Annotated in this window: 21 protein-coding genes; 13 read left to right on the top strand and 8 right to left on the bottom strand. The window is 60.5% G+C overall.

All coding sequences use genetic code 11. From position 1 onward, the window contains the following. Nucleotides 1–127 precede the first annotated feature (127 nt). From zwf to AB4O09_RS24130, 3 genes are read left to right on the top strand one after another with little or no spacing between them, the layout of a single operon-like run. Nucleotides 128–1,597, top strand: coding sequence for a glucose-6-phosphate dehydrogenase (zwf, locus tag AB4O09_RS24140; protein WP_027912038.1), 1,470 nt, complete (start codon nucleotides 128–130; stop codon nucleotides 1,595–1,597). Then, the gene (pgl, locus tag AB4O09_RS24135) at nucleotides 1,584–2,297 is read left to right on the top strand and encodes a 6-phosphogluconolactonase (RefSeq protein ID WP_038856058.1); all 714 of its coding nucleotides are present in this window, start codon (nucleotides 1,584–1,586) and stop codon (nucleotides 2,295–2,297) included. Before zwf ends, pgl begins: the two co-directional genes overlap by 14 nt. A 17-nt stretch (nucleotides 2,298–2,314) precedes the next feature. Next, entirely contained in the window at nucleotides 2,315–2,980 is a 666-nt protein-coding gene (locus tag AB4O09_RS24130) for a bifunctional 4-hydroxy-2-oxoglutarate aldolase/2-dehydro-3-deoxy-phosphogluconate aldolase (RefSeq protein WP_013692437.1), read from the top strand. A 112-nt stretch (nucleotides 2,981–3,092) separates the two neighbouring features. Here AB4O09_RS24130 and AB4O09_RS24125 read toward each other — a convergent pair whose 3' ends face one another. Beyond that, entirely contained in the window at nucleotides 3,093–4,280 is a 1,188-nt protein-coding gene (locus AB4O09_RS24125) for an aminotransferase class V-fold PLP-dependent enzyme (protein WP_038856057.1), read from the bottom strand. Between the two features lie 16 nt (nucleotides 4,281–4,296). Further along, nucleotides 4,297–4,533 (bottom strand): DUF3820 family protein, encoded by a 237-nt coding sequence (locus AB4O09_RS24120; protein WP_027912035.1) that lies wholly within the window; start codon nucleotides 4,531–4,533, stop codon nucleotides 4,297–4,299. Between the two features lie 206 nt (nucleotides 4,534–4,739). Between AB4O09_RS24120 and AB4O09_RS24115 the strand changes: the two genes are divergently transcribed. From AB4O09_RS24115 to AB4O09_RS24100, 4 genes are all read left to right on the top strand, one after another. Further along, on the top strand, nucleotides 4,740–5,204 hold the full coding sequence (locus AB4O09_RS24115; protein WP_003198561.1) for a ferritin-like domain-containing protein: 465 nt from the start codon (nucleotides 4,740–4,742) through the stop codon (nucleotides 5,202–5,204). A gap of 254 nt (nucleotides 5,205–5,458) precedes the next feature. Beyond that, nucleotides 5,459–7,459 (top strand): FUSC family protein, encoded by a 2,001-nt coding sequence (locus AB4O09_RS24110; protein ID WP_003198563.1) that lies wholly within the window; start codon nucleotides 5,459–5,461, stop codon nucleotides 7,457–7,459. Further along, nucleotides 7,446–7,652 (top strand): DUF1656 domain-containing protein, encoded by a 207-nt coding sequence (locus tag AB4O09_RS24105; RefSeq protein WP_003198565.1) that lies wholly within the window; start codon nucleotides 7,446–7,448, stop codon nucleotides 7,650–7,652. The genes AB4O09_RS24110 and AB4O09_RS24105 overlap by 14 nt, the downstream gene beginning before the upstream one ends. A 9-nt stretch (nucleotides 7,653–7,661) precedes the next feature. Continuing rightward, entirely contained in the window at nucleotides 7,662–8,525 is an 864-nt protein-coding gene (locus AB4O09_RS24100) for an efflux RND transporter periplasmic adaptor subunit (protein ID WP_003198567.1), read from the top strand. A 166-nt stretch (nucleotides 8,526–8,691) separates the two neighbouring features. Here AB4O09_RS24100 and AB4O09_RS24095 read toward each other — a convergent pair whose 3' ends face one another. Together AB4O09_RS24095 and AB4O09_RS24090 are read right to left on the bottom strand one after the other, a co-directional pair. Next, a complete protein-coding gene (locus AB4O09_RS24095; protein ID WP_223529192.1) occupies nucleotides 8,692–9,162 on the bottom strand; it encodes a MaoC family dehydratase in 471 nt (156 codons plus the stop codon). Between the two features lie 44 nt (nucleotides 9,163–9,206). Next, on the bottom strand, nucleotides 9,207–10,151 hold the full coding sequence (locus AB4O09_RS24090; RefSeq protein WP_003198571.1) for an alpha/beta hydrolase: 945 nt from the start codon (nucleotides 10,149–10,151) through the stop codon (nucleotides 9,207–9,209). A 224-nt stretch (nucleotides 10,152–10,375) separates the two neighbouring features. Between AB4O09_RS24090 and fadD2 the strand changes: the two genes are divergently transcribed. Together fadD2 and fadD1 are read left to right on the top strand one after the other, a co-directional pair. Beyond that, on the top strand, nucleotides 10,376–12,064 hold the full coding sequence (gene fadD2, locus AB4O09_RS24085; protein ID WP_223470150.1) for a long-chain-fatty-acid--CoA ligase FadD2: 1,689 nt from the start codon (nucleotides 10,376–10,378) through the stop codon (nucleotides 12,062–12,064). Between the two features lie 372 nt (nucleotides 12,065–12,436). After that, complete coding sequence (gene fadD1, locus AB4O09_RS24080) at nucleotides 12,437–14,128, top strand: long-chain-fatty-acid--CoA ligase FadD1 (protein ID WP_003198575.1); 1,692 nt, start codon at nucleotides 12,437–12,439, stop codon at nucleotides 14,126–14,128. A gap of 160 nt (nucleotides 14,129–14,288) precedes the next feature. Here fadD1 and AB4O09_RS24075 read toward each other — a convergent pair whose 3' ends face one another. Next, nucleotides 14,289–14,666: a hypothetical protein gene (locus AB4O09_RS24075; protein ID WP_003198577.1), complete on the bottom strand. Its 378-nt coding sequence runs from the start codon at nucleotides 14,664–14,666 to the stop codon at nucleotides 14,289–14,291. Nucleotides 14,667–14,912: 246 nt separating this feature from the next. On the opposite strand from AB4O09_RS24075, the gene AB4O09_RS24070 reads away from it, so the two are divergent. Together AB4O09_RS24070 and def are read left to right on the top strand one after the other, a co-directional pair. Then, complete coding sequence (locus AB4O09_RS24070; RefSeq protein WP_003198579.1) at nucleotides 14,913–15,863, top strand: YihY/virulence factor BrkB family protein; 951 nt, start codon at nucleotides 14,913–14,915, stop codon at nucleotides 15,861–15,863. Then, entirely contained in the window at nucleotides 15,860–16,399 is a 540-nt protein-coding gene (def, locus tag AB4O09_RS24065) for a peptide deformylase (RefSeq protein ID WP_003198581.1), read from the top strand. The genes AB4O09_RS24070 and def overlap by 4 nt, the downstream gene beginning before the upstream one ends. 124 nt (nucleotides 16,400–16,523) lie before the next feature. Here def and AB4O09_RS24060 read toward each other — a convergent pair whose 3' ends face one another. From AB4O09_RS24060 to gntR, 3 genes are all read right to left on the bottom strand, one after another. Beyond that, complete coding sequence (locus AB4O09_RS24060; RefSeq protein WP_003198583.1) at nucleotides 16,524–16,943, bottom strand: GNAT family N-acetyltransferase; 420 nt, start codon at nucleotides 16,941–16,943, stop codon at nucleotides 16,524–16,526. Nucleotides 16,944–17,234: 291 nt separating this feature from the next. Next, nucleotides 17,235–17,789: a hypothetical protein gene (locus AB4O09_RS24055; protein WP_003198586.1), complete on the bottom strand. Its 555-nt coding sequence runs from the start codon at nucleotides 17,787–17,789 to the stop codon at nucleotides 17,235–17,237. A 156-nt stretch (nucleotides 17,790–17,945) separates the two neighbouring features. Then, nucleotides 17,946–18,977, bottom strand: a complete 1,032-nt coding sequence (gene gntR, locus AB4O09_RS24050) for an HTH-type transcriptional regulator GntR (protein WP_027912033.1) — start codon at nucleotides 18,975–18,977, stop codon at nucleotides 17,946–17,948. Between the two features lie 216 nt (nucleotides 18,978–19,193). On the opposite strand from gntR, the gene AB4O09_RS24045 reads away from it, so the two are divergent. Then, the gene (locus AB4O09_RS24045; RefSeq protein WP_003198590.1) at nucleotides 19,194–19,727 is read left to right on the top strand and encodes a gluconokinase; all 534 of its coding nucleotides are present in this window, start codon (nucleotides 19,194–19,196) and stop codon (nucleotides 19,725–19,727) included. 92 nt (nucleotides 19,728–19,819) lie between these two features. Next, nucleotides 19,820–21,172 carry a GntP family permease gene (locus tag AB4O09_RS24040; RefSeq protein ID WP_003198592.1) on the top strand — a complete coding sequence of 451 codons (1,353 nt, stop codon included), beginning with the start codon at nucleotides 19,820–19,822 and terminating at the stop codon, nucleotides 21,170–21,172. Nucleotides 21,173–21,182 lie beyond the last annotated feature (10 nt).

Below are 21,182 nucleotides of genomic sequence, written 5' to 3'. Positions count from 1 at the left end.
TGGCTCCGACGGACCACCACTCGGAATCGGTATTTTCGAAAAATGTTGTGGTTATTACTACATTTTTCCTTGAGTGATACCTTGAAAAAAGGTATTTGTAGTTTAACTTGATAAAAGAACAAACATCATGCCTTCGATTACGGTTGAACCGTGCACCTTTGCCTTGTTCGGCGCGTTGGGCGATCTGGCCTTGCGCAAGCTCTTTCCTGCCCTGTATCAGCTCGATGGCGCCCAGTTGTTGCACGAGGACACGCGAATCATTGCGCTGGCCCGTGAACCCGGCGGCGAGCAGCAGCACCTGGCATTCATCACCGCCGAACTGCGTCGCTACGTCGGTGAAAAAGACCTGGATGAAGGCGTACTCGAGCGTTTCTTGGCACGGTTGACCTACCTGCACGTGGACTTCCTCAAGGCCGACGATTACGTCGCCTTGGCCGAAGCAGCCGGTTCGACCCAGCAGGTCATTGCCTATTTCGCCACCCCAGCGGCGGTGTATGGGGCGATCTGCGAGAACCTGGCGAAGGTTGGCTTGAGCGAAAACACCCGTGTCGTGCTGGAGAAGCCCATCGGCTCGGACCTGGAGTCTTCGCGCAAGGTCAACGACGCCGTGGCGCAGTTCTTCCCGGAAAACCGTACCTATCGCATCGACCATTACCTGGGTAAAGAGACGGTCCAGAACCTGATCGCGCTGCGGTTCGCCAACAGCCTGTTCGAAACCCAGTGGAACCAGAACTACATTTCCCACGTGGAAATCACCGTGGCCGAGAAGGTCGGTATCGAAGGCCGCTGGGGCTATTTCGACAAGGCCGGTCAACTGCGGGACATGATCCAGAACCACCTGTTGCAGCTGCTGTGCCTGATCGCCATGGACCCACCGGCCGACTTGTCCGCCGACAGCATCCGTGACGAGAAGGTCAAGGTGCTCAAGGCCCTGGCGCCAATCAGCCCGGAAGGCCTGACTACCCAGGTGGTGCGCGGCCAGTACATCGCCGGCCACAGCGAGGGCAAGGCAGTGCCTGGCTACCTCGAAGAACCCAACTCCAACACCCAGAGCGACACCGAGACGTTCGTCGCCCTGCGCGCCGACATCCGCAACTGGCGTTGGGCCGGGGTGCCGTTTTACCTGCGTACCGGCAAGCGCATGCCGCAAAAGCTGTCGCAGATCGTCATCCACTTCAAGGAACCGTCCCACTACATCTTCGCGCCCGAGCAGCGCTTGCAGATCAGCAACAAGCTGATCATCCGCCTGCAACCGGACGAAGGGATTTCCTTGCGAGTGATGACCAAGGAGCAGGGCCTGGACAAGGGCATGCAATTGCGCAGCGGTCCGTTGCAACTCAACTTCTCCGACACCTATCGCAGCGCACGTATTCCCGATGCCTACGAGCGGTTGTTGCTGGAAGTCATGAACGGCAATCAGAACCTGTTTGTCCGTAAAGATGAAATTGAAGCCGCGTGGACGTGGTGTGACCAGTTGATCGCCGGGTGGAAGAAATCCGGCGATGCACCCAAGCCGTATGCGGCTGGGTCCTGGGGGCCGATGAGCTCCATTGCACTGATCACGCGGGATGGGAGGTCATGGTATGGCGATATCTGAATTGAAACTGCCGCAGGGCGTTAGCGCCCATGAATTCAAGAACCCGGTGGTGCTGGCCGAAGGCCTGGCGCTGAAAGTGGCCGAGCAGTTGCGCAATGCAATCGAGGCGCGCGGTGCGGCGACCCTGGTGGTCTCCGGTGGCCGCAGCCCGGTGGCGTTTTTCCAGTACCTGGCCAAGCAAGCGCTGGATTGGTCCAAAGTGGTGGTCAGCCTGGCCGATGAGCGCTGGGTACCGGTTGAACATGCCGACAGCAACGCCGGCCTGCTCAAGCGTTACCTGCTGCAAGGCGCGGCGGCCAAGGCCCAGTTCCTGAGCCTCTATAGCGCCAGCGCCAACCTGGAAGCGGCTGCCGCGCAGGCCGATCGCCTGTTGGCCGAGCTGCCGCCGATCGATGTGCTGGTATTGGGCATGGGCGATGACGGGCACACTGCCTCGCTGTTCCCAGGCAGCCCGAACCTGGCCCAGGCCCTGGACGCCAATGGCACACGTCGCTGCTGGCCGATGCTGGCGCCGACCGTGCCGCACCAGCGCTTGACCATGAGCCGCGCCTTGCTGGCTTCGGCGCAACACAAAGTGCTGTCGATTTCCGGTCAGTCGAAATTGACCACCTTGAACGCTGCGGTGGCCGGTGACGATGTCGCCAAAATGCCGATCCGCGCGTTTCTGCAATCTACGTTAGAGATTTACTGGTGCCCATGAACCAAGGATCAGCCGCTATGACAAACCCATCCCCGACCGTTTCCATGGCGGACAAAGTTGCCCTGATCGACAGCCTCTGCGCCAAGGCGCGGATCCTGCCGGTGATCACCATTGCCCGTGAACAGGACATCCTGCCGCTGGCCGATGCCCTGGCCGCCGGTGGCCTGACGGCGCTGGAAGTGACGCTGCGTTCCCAATACGGCCTCAAGGCCATCCAGGTGCTGCGCGAGCAACGTCCGGAGCTGGTGACCGGTGCCGGCACGGTGCTCGACCGCCACATGCTGGACGCCGCCGAGGCGGCCGGTTCGCAGTTCATCGTCACCCCGGGCATCACCCGTGATCTGCTTGAGGCCAGCGTCTACAGCCCTATCCCGTTACTGCCAGGTATCAGTAACGCTTCGGGCATCATGGAAGGCTACAGCTTGGGCTATCGCCGCTTCAAATTGTTCCCGGCCGAAGTCAGTGGCGGCGTCGCGGCCATCAAGGCCTTGGGTGGCCCGTTCGGCGAAGTGAAATTCTGCCCGACCGGCGGCGTGAGCCCGGCCAACATCAAGAGCTACATGGCGTTGAAAAACGTGATGTGCGTGGGCGGAAGCTGGATGCTTGATCCTGAGTGGATCAAGAACGGCGACTGGGCCCGCATTCAGGAATGCACCGCCGAGGCCTTGGCGCTGCTGGACTGATTGTTTTACCGAACCTCGTTGGGTGTTCTACGGTTTTACGGTGCGCTTGGTCGGCGCGCCGTTTTTTTTGCCTGGGTTTTTATGGCAGCACAAATTTCCTGTGGCGAGGGATCTAGGTACGGCTCAGTTCAAGTAGCGCTTGGGTCAACCGCTCGATATCACTCGCCAAGGTAATCAGCCCCGGGGTAATGCGAATGCACGGCCCGACGCTGGTATGGCGCACCACGGTGAAGATTCCATGCTCATTGAGCAATCGATCGGCCATCGCTTGTTGATCGGTTCGGGCGGTGAAGCGCATTGCGGTGATCCCGCAATAGAGACGCCGGTCATCCGGGGTCATGACCTCGATGCCCGGCACATCGCGCACGGCGCTCACCCACAGGTCACGCAGATAACAGAGGCGCGCGCCTTTGGCCGAAGCGCCACCCAGGGCCTGGTGTTCTTCGAAGACCAGCGGCAGGGTGAGCAAGGCAGGGATGTTGGGCGTGCTGTGGGGCGTGCGCGAGCGGACGTCGGTGGCGGGGTAACTGTCTTCGTCCATGTCCGGGTCGATGTCGGCCAAGCGCTGCGGGGCGATGTACAGGAAGCCCTGGGAGAGGGGCCCGCCAATCCACTTCTGCAGGTTGAACCCGGCGAATTCGATCCCGAGCTTCTTCAGGTCGAAATCGATCTGGCCCAGGGCGTGGGCACCGTCGAGGATGATGTCGACGGCAAACTCGCGGGCACTCTCGGCGATGGCCTGGACCGGCATCACCAGCCCGGTGAGGTGGTTGACGTAGGTCAGCGCCATCAACTTGAGGCGAGGGTAGCGAATGAACGCTTCGCGGTAAGTGCCCACCAGGCTTTCGAAACTGGCCGGGTGCTGGTGGACGATTTCGATCACCTCCACGCCACGTTGGCGGGCCAGCCAGCGCATTGCACTCTTGACCGAGGCATATTCCAGATCACTGATCAGTACTTGATCGCCTGGTTTGAGGCCGTTGTAGTTGCGAATCAGCGTCTGCAAGGCATCCACCGCGCTGCCGGCCAACCCCACGCTCTGGGGTGAAGCGTGGATAAGCTGGGCCACCTGTCGACGAATGGCTTCGCCGTGTTCACGGTCGAAATGCTGGCGCACGTACACCGAGTTGCCTCGGTTGATGAACTCGATGTTGCGCTGGTACTCCTCCACCACGGTGCGGGACATGCGTGCGAAGTAACCGTTTTCCAGGTTGAGCGGCCCGACGGGATCGACGTCATAGCGGCCGACAAACGTCTGCCAGAAAGCTTCATCGTGGGCGCGTAGCGTGTTTTCGGGCATACGGGGGCTCAACTGGTCAGGGGCGAGGCTTGGGCTTGCCGTGTTTGGCACGCAATGGATCGAGCAGGTCCGACAGCCCGTTGTGATCGATTTCCTGCATCAGTGCCAGCAAACCACCCAGTTCACCGTGAGGAAAACCCTCGCGGGCGAACCAGTTCAGGTATTGACCGGGCAGGTCAGCCAGGATTCGACCCTTGTATTTGCCGAACGGCATTTGACGCGTGACGAGCAATTCGAGCTTTTCCGGGTTCATGGCAATCGTCTGATTCAAGTCTGCCTCGAAAATACAGGCATTCTGCATGCAGGCCAAATGACAGATCATGCAAATAACGCGGATACAGTTTTCTTGTTTTTTTGTAACTAACTGATTTTAAAGAAAATTAAATGGGTTCTTTGACTGGCATGGCCGATGCAACATCCCTTGCAGGTTTTTTATTCACCAAGCAAAGGAACTGAAAAATGACTGACATCAACAAAGAATCCATCTCCGTCTTGAACGACCTGATCGAGACCAGCAAAGATGGCCAGGAAGGCTTCAAGACCTGCGCTGAAGACATCAAGCACCCACAACTCAAGGCGCTGTTCGTTCAACGTGCTGCCGATTGCGCGACTGCTGCGGCTGAACTGCAAGCGGCGGTTCGCTCCCTGGGCGGCGATCCGGAAACCTCCACCAGCGTCGCCGGTGACCTGCACCGTCGTTGGGTGGACGTGAAATCCATGTTCACCGGCAAGGACGAAGAAGCGGTGCTCAACGAAGCCGAGCGTGGCGAAGACCATGCGCTCAAGGCCTACAAGGAAGCGCTCGAGAAAATCACCAAGCACAACCTGGTCGGCATTCGTGACCTGGTTGAGCGTCAGTACCACGGTGTGCAACGCAACCACGACCAGGTCAAGGCCCTGCGCAACCAGGCGCGCGCCAGCTAACAACGCGTCCTGATCGAAAAAAAACGCCAGCATGCTGGCGTTTTTTTGTGGCGACGACTCAGATTTAAGGTGAACACTGTTGTGGCGAGTGAGGGCGATGGCATTTCAACTCGCTCAGCATCAAACAGAAAAGTGTGTTGTTGAATCCATCAATAATCAGCTCTGGACTCGGATAGATAGCTAGCTAATAATTGCGTCGTCTATCCCCCTGCATTGCATCTATTGTTACTGGCGTCCCCCAAAGAGTTTTTCGCGTGCCCATTACCTTCCAGGCCTTGTTTGCCCCTGACCGCCTCGCTTTGCAGTTCGCCATCAAGACGGTGCTTGGTGCTGGGCTGGCGTTGTGGCTGGCGCTGCGCTGGGGGCTGGAGCAGCCGTCATGGGCGCTGATGACCGCGATCATCGTCGCCCAGCCACTGTCCGGGATGGTGGTGCAGAAGGGGTTGGCGCGATTGGTCGGCACGCTGGCGGGCACCGTCATGTCGGTGGTGTTCATGGGCCTGTTTGCCCAGGCGCCCTGGTTGTTCCTGCTGGCCTTGGCGCTCTGGCTGGGGTTGTGCACAGCGTGTTCGACGCTGCTGCGCAGTGCCTGGTCGTATTCGTTCGTGCTGGCCGGTTACACGGTGGCGATCATTGCCTTGCCAGCCATTTCCCATCCGCTGGGTGTGTTCGAGCAGGCGGTGGCGCGCTGCACCGAGATCAGCCTGGGCATTGTCTGCGCCACGGCGGCCAGTGCCTTGCTCTGGCCGTTGCGGGTCGAGCGGCAACTGGCCGGTCAGGCCCTTGCGGCCTGGCAGAGCGGCATGCTGGCCGCCCGCGTGACCCTGGCTGGCGATGTCCAGGCGCGAAAAGGGTTGCTGGAAATTCTGGGCAGGATCGTCGCGGTGGATGCCCAGCGCGAACATGCCTGGTTCGAAGGCAGCCGTGGTCGACAGCGAGCCCGAGCCATCAGCGGCTTGAGCCAGAAATTGCTGATGTTGCTGCGCCTTTCGCGCTCGGTGCGGCGGCAGTGGAAACAGCTCGACCCCGAGGAGGCCGAGGCCCTCCAACCCTGGATGAACGAGGTACAGCAGGCCCTCGATGCCGACAGTGCGACCTTGCAGGCCTTACGCCCCCGGGTATGGGATGCGTCTCACGACCCGCAGATCAGCTCGGCGCAAAGTTACTGCCTGGCGCGGTTCGCCCTGTTGCTCGATACCGCCCTGGCCGCCTGCGCAGCCTTGACGGCGGTACGGGAGGGCAGGGAGGCGGCGGATCCACCGCGAACCCTGGCGCCTCATCGTGATCTGTCCCTGGCCATGGTCTTTGGTGCTCGCAGCGCCCTGGCGTTCCTGGCGGTTGCCTGTTTCTGGCTGGCGACTGCCTGGCCCGCCGCTTCGGGTGCGCTGGTGCTGACGTGCGTGGTGTGCAGCCTGTTTGCCAGTCGCGAAAACGGCGCGCAGATCGGCATGAGTTTTCTGCGGGGCATCCTGTTGGCCGTGCCGACGGCGTTCGTGATCGGTGAACTCGTACTCCCGCAATGGAGCAGTTTTGCGATGCTCTGCATGGCCATGGGCGTGCCGTTGTTTTTCGGCGCGCTGGGTATGGCCAAGCCGCAGATCTTCGCCACGGCGACCTCGTTCTGCCTGCATTTCGTGGTGTTGATTTCACCGCTCAATGCCATGAAGTACGACGTCGCGGCGTTCTTCAACAACGCCCAGGCCATGATGATTGGCGTGGGCGCGGCGGTGCTGGCCTTCAATCTGCTGATTTTGCGCAACCCGGCCTGGCACAGCCGCCGCCTGCTGGCCGCGACCCTCCACGATCTGGTGCGCCTGACCCATCGCAGTCTGCGTGGCGCCGAGAGCTGGTTCGGCGGGCGCATGGCCGACCGGCTGTTGCAGTTGGCGCGGCATTACCCCGAATTGCCGGTGCAGGCGCGCAGCCGTTGGGATGATGGTTTGCTTGGGTTGGACATTGGCGATGAACTGTTGCATTTGCGCCTGAGCCTGGCCGTCGCCCAGGTGCCCGATACCCGGGCGCAGCGCCGTTATTTCGAAGCGCTGGAGCAGGTGCTCGAACACGGCCCGACCGGTGACCAGGCCGATGCGCTGGCCCCGGCAAGCGCCGAGCTCCTGAAGGTGTTGTCGAGCCAGCCGCCCGGTGACGCATTGAAGCTGGCCCAGGGCGCGGTGGTGCAATTGCAAAACAGCTGGCGCGCCTGGTGCCACCAGCACGAACCTGAACGACGGGAGCACAGCCATGGGCTTGCGTGAGTGGTCGATTGGCGGGGTGTTGCTCAGCCCGTTCCTGATTTATGTGGTGCTGGCGTTGCTGGTGACCGGTGCGTTGCGCCTGTTGCTCAGCCTGGTGCCGGCCGGGCGCTGGATCTGGCATGAAGCCTTGTTCGACTGCGCCCTGTATGTCTGTGTCCTGACCGTTATTACCGTGGTCCTCGGGCCGCTATAGGAGTTGAACATGCGTACATCCGTACGTGTCGCCGTCACGCTGTGCATGGTGGCCGTGGCGATCTTCGCCGGGTTTCACCTGTGGCAGTACTACATGCTCACACCCTGGACCCGCGATGCGCGGATCCGCGCCGACGTGGTGGTGATTGCACCCGATGTGTCGGGTTGGGTGCGCGAGCTCAAGGCGGTGGATAACCAACAGGTCAAGGCCGGCGATGTGTTGCTGAGTATCGACCGCGAGCGTTTCGAGGCGGCGGTGGAGAAGGCTCGGGCGGTGGTGCAGACGCGCCAGCAGCAACTGAGCCTGCGTGAACACGAAGCCAGCCGTCGTGCGGCCCTTGGACCCCAGGCCATCAGCGCCGAACTGCGGGAAAACGCCCAGATCAACGCCGGCATCGCCCGCGGCGAACTGCGCGAAGCCCAGGCCGAGGCCAAGGTGGCCGAGCTCAACCTGGCCCGCAGCCAGGTCCTGGCCCCACGCAACGGCCACATCACCAACCTGCGCCTGGCCGAAGGCAACTACGTGAATGCCGGGCAGCCAGTGATGGCGTTGATCGACGACTCGACGTTCTATGTGCAGGCCTATTTCGAAGAAACCAAGTTGCCGAGGATCCGCGTGGGCGATCCGGTCAAGATCTGGCTGATGAGCGCCGGCCATGCGCTGGAGGGTCATGTCGAGAGCATCAGCCGTGGCATTACCGACCGCAACACCAATCCCGATGCGCAGTTACTGGCGGAGGTCGAGCCGACCTTCAACTGGGTGCGCCTGGCCCAACGGATACCGGTGCGGATCAAGTTGGACAAGTTACCGGAGGGGGTGAACCTGAGCGCGGGGATGACGGCGAGCGTGCAGGTGCGCGAAGACCAGCCATAACTTGCCGCGTAACCGTCATTGTGGCGAAGGCCTGCTGTGTGGGAGCAAGGCTTGCCCGCGATGAAGATAACTAGGTCTCTCAGGGAACCGAGGTGCCTGCATCGCGAGCAAGCTTTGCTCCCACACAACGGCTCGCCACAAGTCACTCACCGTAGGCGCCTGTGAATCAACCGACGGTGATCACCGGCAACGTCGGCAAGGTCACGGTCTGCTGCTTGCGCGGTGCGAGGATTTCGGCTTCGCCGTCCACCACCAGCTCGTCGCGCTGGTTGAACACGCGCGTGGCGATGCGCACACGGAATTTCGGCAGTTTTTCCAGGATCTCCAAGCGCACGGTCAGGGTGTCGCCGATTTTCACCGGCTTCTGGAAGCTCATCTGCTGGCCGATATAGATAGTGCCCGGCCCAGGCAACTCGCAGGCCACCGCGGCGCTGATCAGCGCACCGCTGAACATGCCATGGGCGATGCGCTCCTTGAACATGCTCGCGGCGGCGAACTCGGCGTCCAGGTGCACCGGGTTGTGATCGCCCGACATCGCCGCGAACAGCTGGATGTCACGCTCTTCGACGGTCTTGCTGTAGCTGGCGGTCTGGCCTACTTCGAGGGCTTCGTAAGGAGTGTTGGTAACCTGGGTCATCTGTTTCAAATCCTGTGAAGGAGTAAAGGAAAAATGCTGCAAGCCTACTCGCTGCGTGGCGGCCGCTTGTGGCTCAGGGCCTGGGCAATCCAGGCCAGTACGTCGGCGGTCACTTCATCGCGGTTGGTTTCATTGAACAGTTCGTGCCGGGCCTGCGGGTAAATCGTCAATTGCAGGTGCCGGATGCCGGCGTCACGCAAGGCGTCGGCCAGATCCTTCAGACGCTTGCCTTCGCTCACCGGATCACATTCGCCACCGATCACCAGCACGGGCAGGCCCGGATCGATCTGGGCGAGATTGGACGCTTTGCTGATTTGCTGCAACCCGCCGAGCAGGTCGACCCACAGTTGATTGGTGCAGCGAAAGCCACACAGCGGGTCGTGGACATACTGGTCGACTTCGGCCGGGTCGCGGCTGAGCCAGTCGAAGGGGGTACGCGTGGGTTTGAATTTCTTGTTGAAACTGCCGAACGACAGCCACTCGATCAACGCGCTGCGCCCCGTGGCACCCTGGCGCCGACGTTCGAAGCGGGCGATCAGGCGAGCGCTGCGGTAGAGCGTCACCGGTTGAAAGTTCGATCCGCTGAGAATCGCCCCGTGCAGGCTGGCGCTGTGATGCAACAGGTAACCCTGGGCGATGTAGCTGCCCATGCTGTGGCCCAGCAGCAGGATCGGGGTATCGGGGTATTGCTGGACGATGTGGTGGTTGAGGCTGGCCAGATCGCCCACGACCTTGGCCCAGCCGTCCTCGTCGGCAAAATGGCCGAGAATCGCTTCCTCGCCGGTCTTGCCATGGCCGCGCAGGTCCATGGCGCAGACACCGTAGCCTTCGTCGCACAACGCCTGGGCCAGACGGGCGTAGCGGCCGCTGTGTTCGGCCATGCCGTGGGCCAGCATGATCACCGCCAAAGGGGCGGTTTCGGGCAGCCACTGGTTGACGAACAGGCGGCTATGGTCGGTCGCGGTCAGCCAGAACGTTTGGTGGATCATGGCGATTCCTTTGCACAAAGTCAGACGCAGCGTCGCTGCATTGTATAGCGCATCCGCTGCGTCTCGCCTGATCAGGCCACGCCATGGCAGGAAGATTCACACAATCTATGACGCAGGTTGCCATATTTGCCTGATTGGCCATAGCTGCTAGTGTCCCAGGAGCTCCGCCTCTGCAAGCGATACAGATGCGGCCCGGACATGCTCAGGTAAAGAGGACAAAAACAATGCAGCCTGATTTCTGGAATGACAAACGCCCGACCGGCGTGCCCCTGGATGTTGATCTTGGGGCCTACAAGTCGGTGATCGAGGTGTTCGAACGTTCCTGTAAGAAATTTGCCGACCGTCCGGCGTTCAGCAACATGGGGGTGACCCTCACCTATGCCGAGCTGGAGCGCTACAGCGCGGCTTTCGCCGGCTACCTGCAAGCCCATACCGACCTGGCGCCGGGTGATCGAATCGCGGTGCAGATGCCTAACATCCTGCAGTACCCGATCGCCGTGTTCGGTGCCTTGCGCGCCGGGCTGATCGTAGTCAACACCAACCCGTTGTACACCGCGCGGGAAATGCGTCATCAGTTCAAGGACTCCGGTGCCCGGGCGCTGGTGTACCTGAATATGTTCGGGCAGAAAGTCCAGGAGGTGTTGCCCGATACGGACCTGCAGTACCTGATCGAAGCGAAGATGGGTGACCTGATGCCCACCGCCAAGGGCTGGCTGGTCAACACGATGGTGAGCAAGGTCAAGAAAATGGTCCCGGCCTATTCGCTGCCCCAGGCCATTTCCTTCAAGAGCGCCTTGCGCCTGGGCCGCGGCCAGGGCATCAAGCCGCTGAAAGTCAGCCTCGACGATATTGCGGTGTTGCAATACACCGGCGGCACCACCGGATTGGCAAAGGGCGCGATGCTGACCCACGGCAACCTGGTGGCCAACATGCAACAGGCCCGGGCCTGCCTGGGGCAGCTCGGCGATGACGGCCATCCACTGTTGCGCGAAGGCCAGGAGGTCATGATCGCACCGCTGCCGCTGTACCATATCTATGCGTTCACGGCGAACTGCATGTGCATGATGGTGACCGGCAACCACAACGTGCTGATCACCAATCCGCGGGACATCGGTGGTTTCATCAAGGAACTGAAGAACTGGCGTTTCTCGTTGCTGCTGGGGCTCAACACGTTGTTCGTGGCATTGATGGACCATCCGGATTTCAAGACCCTGGATTTTTCCAACCTCAAGGTCACCAACTCGGGCGGCACGGCGCTGATCAAGGCCACTGCCGAGCGTTGGGAGCAGATCACCGGTTGTGGCATCACCGAAGGTTATGGCCTGACCGAAACTTCGCCAGTGGCCAGTGCCAACCCTTACGGCGGCAAGTCCCGGTTGGGCACGGTGGGGATGCCGGTGCCAGGCACGCTGATGAAAGTGATCAACGACGATGGCGTCGAGCAGCCCCTGGGCGAGCGCGGTGAGCTGTGCATCAAGGGCCCGCAGATCATGAAAGGCTACTGGAACAAGCCTGAGGCCACGGCCGAAGTGCTGGACCACGAGGGCTGGTTCAAGTCCGGCGATATCGCGGTGATCGACCCGGACGGTTTCGTGCGCATCGTCGATCGCAAGAAGGACATGATCATCGTCTCGGGCTTCAATGTGTACCCCAACGAGATCGAAGACGTGGTGATGGCCCATCCCAAGGTGGCCAACTGCGCGGTAATCGGTGTGCCGGACGAGCGTTCGGGGGAGGCGGTGAAGCTGTTCGTGGTGGCGCGGGAAACCGGCGTCAGCCTTGAAGAACTCAAGGCCTACTGCAAGGAGAACTTCACCGGCTACAAGGTACCCAAGCACATTGTGCTGCGGGAGTCGTTGCCCATGACGCCGGTGGGCAAGATTCTGCGGAGGGAGCTGCGCGATATTGCCTGAGGTCCGCCGGGGTATCTGTCCTGACGAAAACCTGTGGGAGCACATCTTGCTCGATAGCGGTGGAACAGCCTCATTTGTATTGGCTGACATATCCCTATCGCGAGCAAGCTGTGCTCCCACAGTTGTTTGATTCAGAGAGATTTAACAGGCTGTAGATTTTTTACTCTAAAAATGACCATAAAATATTCATGAGTCATGTTTGTGACTGTGGGGGCTGCTTTTGGCTCTAGTCGGCCCCTGGCAAAGCTGCTACTCTCGGCGCGCTTTTGTGACTTCTCGGCCTTGATTCAAGCCAGATTCACCAATAAACACACACCAATAATAATCGCATCAAATGCGGTGAGAATTCGCGTTGCTGAGGAGTGGGCTTCCATGATTGAAGACTTTTGGAAGGATAAGTACCCAGCTGGGATTGCTGCCGACATCAATCCAGACGAGTATCCGAATATTCAGGCGGTGTTGAAGCAGTCCTGCCAACGCTTTGCCAACAAGCCGGCATTCAGCAACCTCGGCAAGACGATCACCTACGGTGAACTCTACGAGTTGTCCGGTGCCTTTGCCGCGTACCTGCAACAGCATACCGATTTACAGCCCGGCGATCGAATCGCCGTGCAACTGCCCAACGTTCTCCAGTACCCGGTGGCCGTGTTCGGGGCGATCCGCGCCGGGCTGATCGTGGTCAACACCAACCCGCTGTATACCGCGCGGGAAATGGAACACCAGTTCAACGACTCCGGGGCCAAGGCGCTGGTGTGCCTGGCGAACATGGCGCACCTGGCCGAGACCGTGGTACCCAAGACGAGCGTCAAGCACGTCATCGTCACCGAAGTCGCCGACCTGCTGCCGCCGCTCAAGCGCCTGTTGATCAACAGCGTGATCAAGTACGTCAAGAAGATGGTCCCGGCCTATCACTTGCCCAAGGCCGTCAAGTTCAACGATGTGCTGAGCAAAGGCCACGGCCAACCCGTGAGCGAAGCGAACCCCACCAGTGACGATGTGGCCGTGCTGCAATACACCGGCGGCACTACTGGCGTGGCCAAGGGCGCGATGCTCACTCATCGCAACCTGGTGGCGAACATGCTGCAGTGCAAGGCGCTGATGGGCTCCAACCTCAATGAAGGTTGCGAGATTCTGATCACGCCGCTGCCGCTGTACCACATCTACGCCTTCACCTTTCATTGCATGGCGATGATGCTGATCGGCAACCACAACATCCTGATCAGCAACCCGCGTGACCTGCCGGCGATGGTCAAGGAGCTGTCGAAGTGGAAGTTCAGCGGTTTCGTCGGCCTCAATACGCTGTTCGTGGCCCTGTGCAACAACGAAGCCTTCCGCAAGCTGGATTTCTCTGCCCTGAAAGTCACCCTGTCTGGCGGCATGGCCCTGCAACTGGCAGCAGCCGAGCGCTGGAAAGCAGTGACCGGTTGCCCGATCTGCGAAGGCTACGGCATGACCGAAACCAGCCCGGTGGCCACCGTCAACCCGATCCAGCACATCCAGATCGGGACTATCGGCATTCCGGTGCCGTCGACGCTGTGCAAGGTGATCAATGACGCGGGTGTCGAACAGCCATTGGGCGAAATCGGCGAATTGTGTGTGAAAGGTCCGCAGGTCATGAAGGGCTACTGGCAGCGCCAGGAAGCCACCGACGAGATCCTCGACAGCGAAGGCTGGCTCAAGACCGGTGACATTGCGTTGATCCAGCCGGACGGCTACATGCGCATCGTCGATCGCAAGAAAGACATGATCCTGATCTCCGGTTTCAACGTGTACCCCAACGAACTGGAAGATGTGCTGGCAACCCTGCCGGGCGTGCTGCAGTGCGCGGCCATCGGCATACCGGACGAGAAGTCCGGCGAGGCGATCAAGATCTTCATCGTCGCCCGGCCGGGTGTCACGTTGACCAAGGAACAGGTGATGGAACACATGCGTGCCAACGTCACCGGCTACAAGGTGCCCAAGGCCGTGGAGTTCCGTGATGCCTTGCCGACGACCAATGTGGGCAAGATCCTGCGGCGCGAGTTGCGGGATGAAGAGCTCAGGAAACTGGGGCTGAAGAAGTAAGACCGTTGCCAATGAAAAGCCCCGCTGATGCGGTGATGCTATTCACTTAAGGAAACGGCGCTTTTCCGAGGGAGGGAAAGCGCCGTTTTCTTTTGGGCTGGATTGGGTACATATCCGTTACCGCAGCAACGGATCTACACACCAAAGCTAGGAAATCGCATTACAACCTGAACTGCGCAAAATCCAGATTGGTACCCCCCGGACGCATGTCCTGCAGGTAGGAATCCTTGTCAGCGCTCAATTCCAGGCTCAGGGCCGCCTTGCGCTTGCCCTGGTTGCGCACTTCCAGGCCTTCCATTTTCTCGCGCAGGAACACGGTCGGCACCTTCAGGTGCAGCAGCTCATCGGTGGCCGGCGTGTGCAGCAGCAGGTGAATCCATTCGTATTGACCAATGGCCAGGCGCCCCACCGGGATATCGAACCAGAAGATGTTGCGGTTACGGTTCAATTCGCTGAAGTGGCAGTTGTTGACGCCCAGTACGGCGCCGCCCAGTTCCTGGTTTCTGCGGGCGATGGCCTGCTTTTTATCGAGTTTCATAACGTTCCTACGGGGTTGGAGCTTCAGGCCGCAGCCTGAATACGTGGGGCATTCTCGGTGGTTGCCGGGCAAACATAAAGCCCCGGCTGTAGGAACAATGAAACTTGGCTTGGCAATCGTCGGTCAATTCAGCGTCGGGCATGAAAGACGAAATTGATCCAACGTCGCCAAACAGGCTACTTTGTTGTGATAACGGCCCCTGAGTCGCCAAGCGACCCCCTTTTTTTGCGGCGAAAGGAGACGCACATGATGTTCCCGGCCTTGAAAGGCTTACCCTTGCATCGTGTGATGATGCGCACCGTGACCGAGTTTCTCGACGACGAGATGTCGACCTACGCCTCGGCATTGGCTTACCAAATGCTGTTTTCGCTGTTTCCTTTCATTCTCTTTTTGATCGCATTGATCGGCTTCCTGCACCTGCCGGACTTCTTCTCCTGGCTGCGCCTGCAATCGGAGCTGGTGCTGCCGCCCCAGGCCCTGGAGCAGGTCAACCCAGTGATCGACCAGCTCCAGCAATCCAAGGGCGGGCTGTTGTCGGTGGGTATCGTCATTGCGTTGTGGACCGCCTCGGCGGGCGTGCGGCTGATGATGAGCGCGATGAACGCCGCCTACGATGTGGTCGAGGGCCGTCCGGCCTGGAAGCGTTTTCCGCTGTCGATTTTCTACACCATCGGCATCGCCGGCATGCTGTTGGCCGCCGCTGCACTGATGGTGCTCGGACCGCAGGTGATGGGCTGGATCGCGGCCCAGGTCGGATTGGAGACGTTCATCGTCACGCTGTGGACGATCGTGCGCTGGCCGGTGATTGTGTTTCTGTTGATGGTGGCCGTGGCGCTGATCTATTACGTGATGCCCGACGTCAAGCAGGAGTTCCGCTTCATCACCCCGGGCTCTGTGCTGGCGGTGGTGGTGTGGATCGTCGCCTCCCTGGGATTCGCCTTCTACGTCAAGACCTTCGCCGACTACAACGCCATGTACGGCAGCATCGGTGCGATCATCGTGTTGTTGCTGTATTTCTATATTTCTTCGGCGGTGCTGCTGCTCGGTGCGGAGATGAATGCGGTGATCGAGCACATGTCCACCGAGGGCAAGAACCCGGGCGAAAAAAGCGCGGGCGAGCACGAAAAACAGCATGTGTCGGGCCTGGGCCGCGACCATTCCATCCCTCATCCCCACCCTGACGAAGCCCGACCATGATCCGTGACATCCTGAAAATGGGCGACGAACGCCTGCTGCGCATCGCCCCACCGGTGCCCGCCGAAATGTTCGACAGCCCAGAGTTGTGGCAACTGATCGACGACATGTTCCAGACCATGGAAAGCGTCGGCGGTGTCGGCCTGGCGGCGCCACAGATCGGCGTGGACCTGCAACTGGTGATCTTCGGCTTCGAGCACAGCGAGCGTTATCCTGACGCCGAGGCGGTGCCCCAGACCATCCTGATCAACCCGCTGATCACCCCACTGGGCCCGCAGATGGAAGAGGGCTTCGAAGGTTGCCTGTCAGTGCCGGGCCTGCGCGGGGCGGTCGAGCGCTACCAGGATATCCGCTACGAAGGCTTCGATCCCAAGGGCGAGCCGATCGTGCGTTACGCCTCGGGCTTTCATGCGCGGGTGGTGCAACATGAATGCGATCACCTGATCGGGCGCTTGTACCCGTCGCGTATCAGTGATTTCAGCAAGTTCGGGTTTACCGAGGTGATGTTCCCGGACCTGGACCCTACGGCCGACGATTGATAACCCACCACAGAACACTGTGGGAGCGAGCTTGCTCGCGATTGCGGTGTGTCAGCCACTATTGATGCAACTGACCTGACGCCATCGCGAGCAAGCTCGCTCCCACAATGGGGTGTGTTGATTTTCAGGATTTTGCAGGCGCAAGCCCCATCGCAATCATCGGCTTGCTACGCGCATACCGGCTCAGGCGTTCGGCCATCGCATAGGGCAGTTCGGGGTCGAAGCTGAAACCACTCCGTTCATAAAAACCGCGCAGATCCGGGTGGCAGAACAGCCACACCGGTTCATTCACGCCGTTCACCGCTTCGGCGATCAACCGTGCGGCGATGCCTTGTACTCGGTACGCCGGGGCGACGAACAACCCTGTCAACCAATGCCCACCCGACACCGGCCGCAGGCACAGGGCGGCGACGATCTCATCGCGCCGCGCCACCCAGAGCTGCGCGTCACGCACCGCTTTCATCGAGGATTGGTGGGCGCGATAGAACTTGTTCATCAGCGGCCAGAGCGACTCTTCGAGCGCTGCATAATGGATTTCGGACATGACAGGGTCGTGGGCGATAAGGGGAGGGCGATTATAAAAGAACGCAGGTGCGGCGATAGGTGTATACCTGACTTCACATCCCGTATGAGTGGAGTACGTATCATGGCCAAAGGCATGGATTCAAAAAAAGCGGCAAAGAAAAAACCGGCGAAAACTGCCGATGAAAAGCGCGCCGACAAAAAAACCAAGAAGGTGAACCTGTTCGGTCATTGAACCGATACTGCTTCGGGTGGCCTCAGGTTTGAGCTGGGGCGCTAACCCCCAGCTCAAACGCTCCGCCATGCGCGAGGCTTAAAGCGAGGCGAGAAACATATCCGTGGCCGAGGCTTTGTCGTCGGTGCGGCTCTGCTGGGCCTTTTCCACCTGTGCGATCGCCGACTTGTCCTGCATGCGCTGGGCAATTTCCTGGCTGACAGCCATCTGCTTCTCGGGCGGCATCGCCTCGAACTCTTCCTCGGTAATGCCCATCTCTTCGAGAATGCTGTCGCGCAGGCGCTCTTCGGGCGTCTTGCTCATGTAGTCCTTGAATTCTGCCGTCGCAGAACCACCCAATGTCGTGGTTTCTTCGGATGCTGGTGAAGCCACGGTCTGCAATTGCACGCGGGTCTTGGCGAACGCCTCGTCGACGTTGTCGCTGATGGCGGTGCTCGCATTGACCTGTTGCGTGGCTCGTTGGGTGAAGGACTCCTGGACCTGGGCAGCGCCCTGGCTGGCCTGGGCCTGGACGTTATCGCGCAAAGCCTGCAACGCGGCACTTTGCAGGCCGCTGGCGGCTTCGGCAGTGGGATCTTCGCCCGGGCGTTTGAGCGGCAAGACCATCGCTTGCTGTTTTGCACTGACCAACATGATGAATACCTGTGGGTAATGACTGAGCGATGGGCAGGAGCAATTCCCATGCCGTCGCCGCGAGGCCCGTATTCCAACGCGATGGGCTGGCGCGGGGCGAGCGGGGCGGCCAATCCTTGCCGTTCGTCGGCATGGATCGACCGCATCGTGCCGGGCTCAGGTGCTTTCGCGGACCTTGAGCTCAAAGCCCATGTCCACCACCGGCTGCGCGATGCGGTTGCCGGCCATTAACGTCAGCATTTGCTCGGCTGCGCGGCGGCCGATGGCTTCCCGTGGGGTGCTGATGCTGCTCAGGCGCGGCACCGTGTGGGCCGAGGCGGGCAGGTCGTTGAAGCCCAGCACCGCAACCTGCTCGGGAATCTTGATGCCGCAGCGAAGGGCCTCGAACAAGGCACCGTGGGCCAGGTCGTCGTTGCCGAAGAAGATCGCATCGACATCGGGGTGGTTGTCCAGCAACTGCAGGAACAATTCGCCGCCCAGGCCTACCGATGACGGGCGCGGGGTCAGCAGTTCCAGGTCCGGGTCATACAGACCGGCTTTCTGCAGGGCGCGGCGAAAACCTTCGCCACGCAGCAGGGTGCGTTGGTCCAGTTGCGCGCCGATGTAGGCCAGGCGCTTGCGGCCCTTGGAGATCAGATGCTCGGCCGCCGTTTCGCCGGCCTTGAGCTGGGAGAAGCCGACGCAATTGAGCCCCGCGCCGGGGTCCAGTTCCATCATGTACACGCAGGGAATATTGCTGGCCTCGATCATGCGTCGGGCGCTTTCGGTGCGGTCGAAACCGGTCAACAGCAAACCACGCGGCTGATAGGCCATGTAGTTGCGCAACAGGTCTTCTTCTTCGTCCCGGGAATAGTGGTAGTTGCCGATCACCACTTCGAAACCCTTGGGTCGCAGGACCCGATGAATGGCTTCCAGGGTGTCGATGAACAACAAGTTGGACAACGACGGCACCAGCACCACCACCGAATGGCTCTGGGCCGAAGCCAGGGCGCGGGCGGCGGGGTTGACGACGTAGTTGAGCTCCACGGCGGCCTGGCGGACCTTTTCCACCAGATCGACGGCTACGGTGCTGACGCCGCGCAGGGCACGGGAGGCGGTGATCGGGCTGACACCGGCCAGGCGTGCGACTTCGTTGAGCGTAGGGCGACCGGTGGTGCGAGTATTCTTATCGTTTTTAGGGGCGGTCATCAGGGCGGCTTGCCAAACAAAAATCAAGGCACTAAGGTAGCGCTGTCTCGACGCGGCTGCAATTGCGTAAGTGGGGTTTGCCTGATCCCCCGTGTGCTGGTGTCGTGAACGAACATGCTGCAACCACAAAAATGACAAGAAGGCGTCGGCAACTTCTGCTTTTGCTGCGGTGTCATAACTGGCAAAGGTAGCGCTGTCTGCGCGCTGAGGTGTTACATGAATAATCCCATCACCGCCCTGGTCATTATGGGCGTTGCCGGTTGCGGCAAAACTTGCGTCAGCCAGGCGCTATGCGAGCTGAGCGGCGCCACTGCCATTGAAGGCGACACTTTCCACCCAGCGGCCAACATCCAGAAGATGAGCGCCGGTATTCCCTTGAACGACGACGACCGTGCCGGCTGGCTCGACAGCCTGTGCGATGAGTTGCGCCGTGTCGATGCCACGGGCGAGCGCCCGGTGCTGACCTGCTCGGCCCTCAAGCACAGTTATCGCGAGCGTCTGCGCAGTGCCTTGCCTGGCCTGGGCTTCGTATTCCTTGAATTGACCCCCGAAGTGGCCGCCGACCGCGTTTCCCATCGTCCCGGCCATTTCATGCCGTCGACCCTGATCGACAGCCAGTTTGCCACCCTTCAATCCCCTGTCGGCGAGCCCCTGACCCTGGCTCTGGATGCGTCCAGCCACAGCGTTGAAGAGTTGGCGCATCAGGCTTACGTCTGGTGGTTGGACCATGGTTTGAAGCTTGCCGGCTGAGTTTCAAAAAATTTGCGTCAGAAAGATAGCGCTACCCCGGCGGCTAACCAATAACTGCTTCAATAACAACAACAAATCAGGAGACACCTCCCATGTTCGGCATGTCCCACGAGACGTTCCTGCTGCTTGATGCAGTGGTCACGGTGATCGGACTCATCATCCTCATCACCAAGTTCAAATTCCACCCGTTCATTGCACTGACCATCGCCGCCGCGTTCCTCGGCCTGACGTCGGGCATGCCGACCGGCACCATCATCAAGGCGTTCCAGGACGGCTTCGGTGGTGTGCTGGGCTTTGTCGGCATCATCCTGGCGCTGGGCACGATGCTCGGCAAAATGATGGCCGAGTCGGGCGGGGCCGATCAGATCGCCCAGACCCTGATCCGCGCCTTCGGCAAGGACAAGGTGCAGTGGGCCATGATGTTCGCCGCGTTCCTGGTGGGCATCCCGCTGTTCTTCGAAATCGGCTTCGTGTTGCTGATCCCGCTGGTGTTCATCGTCGCACGTCGCACCGGCGTGTCGATCATCAAGATCGGTATCCCGCTGCTGGCCGGTCTTTCCGCCGTCCACGGCCTGGTGCCGCCGCACCCGGGGCCGCTGCTGGCGATCGGCGTGTTTGGCGCCGACATCGGCAAGACCATTCTCTATGGCCTGATCGTAGCGCTGCCGACGGCCATCATTGCCGGGCCGATCTTTGGTACGTTCATTGCCAAGCACATCCCCGGCCATCCGAACCAGGAGCTGGTGGACCAACTGGCCCGCGAGACGGACTCCGCCGAACTGCCAAGCTTCAGCATTACCCTGATCACCGTGCTGTCGCCGGTATTCCTGATGTTGCTCAAGACGTTCGCTGACGTAGCGCTGCCCGATGGCAACCTCTTCCGCGCCTGGATGGACATGATCGGCCACCCGATCTCGGCGTTGCTGCTGGCGTTGCTGCTGTCGCTTTACACCTTCGGCTACAAGCAGGGCATCGGTGCCAACCAGATGCTCAAATGGCTGGATGCCAGCCTTGCGCCGACCGCCGCGATCATCCTGATCATCGGTGCCGGTGGTGGCTTCAAGCAGATGCTGGTGACCAGTGGTGTGGGCGACGTGATCGGCCACATGGCGGTGAGTGCGCAGATCTCGCCGATCCTGCTGGCGTGGCTGGTGGCTGCGGTGATCCGCATTGCCACAGGCTCGGCGACGGTGGCGACCATTACCGGTGCCGGGATCGTGGTGCCAGTGGTGGGGATGATGCCGGGTGTGAACCGTGAGCTGCTGGTGCTGGCGACCGGTGCCGGTTCGTTGATCCTGTCCCACGTCAACGACGCGGGCTTCTGGCTGGTCAAGCAGTACTTCAACATGACCGTGGCCGAAACGTTCAAGACCTGGACCGCGATGGAAACCATCCTGTCCGTGGTGGGGTTGATCTTTATCCTGCTGCTGTCGCTGGTGGTCTGAACCAGAGCAA

This window comes from Pseudomonas sp. H1_F01 (assembly GCF_054681425.1).
Note: the sequence above shows the minus strand (reverse complement) of the source record. Positions and strands in the feature narration are given on the sequence as shown.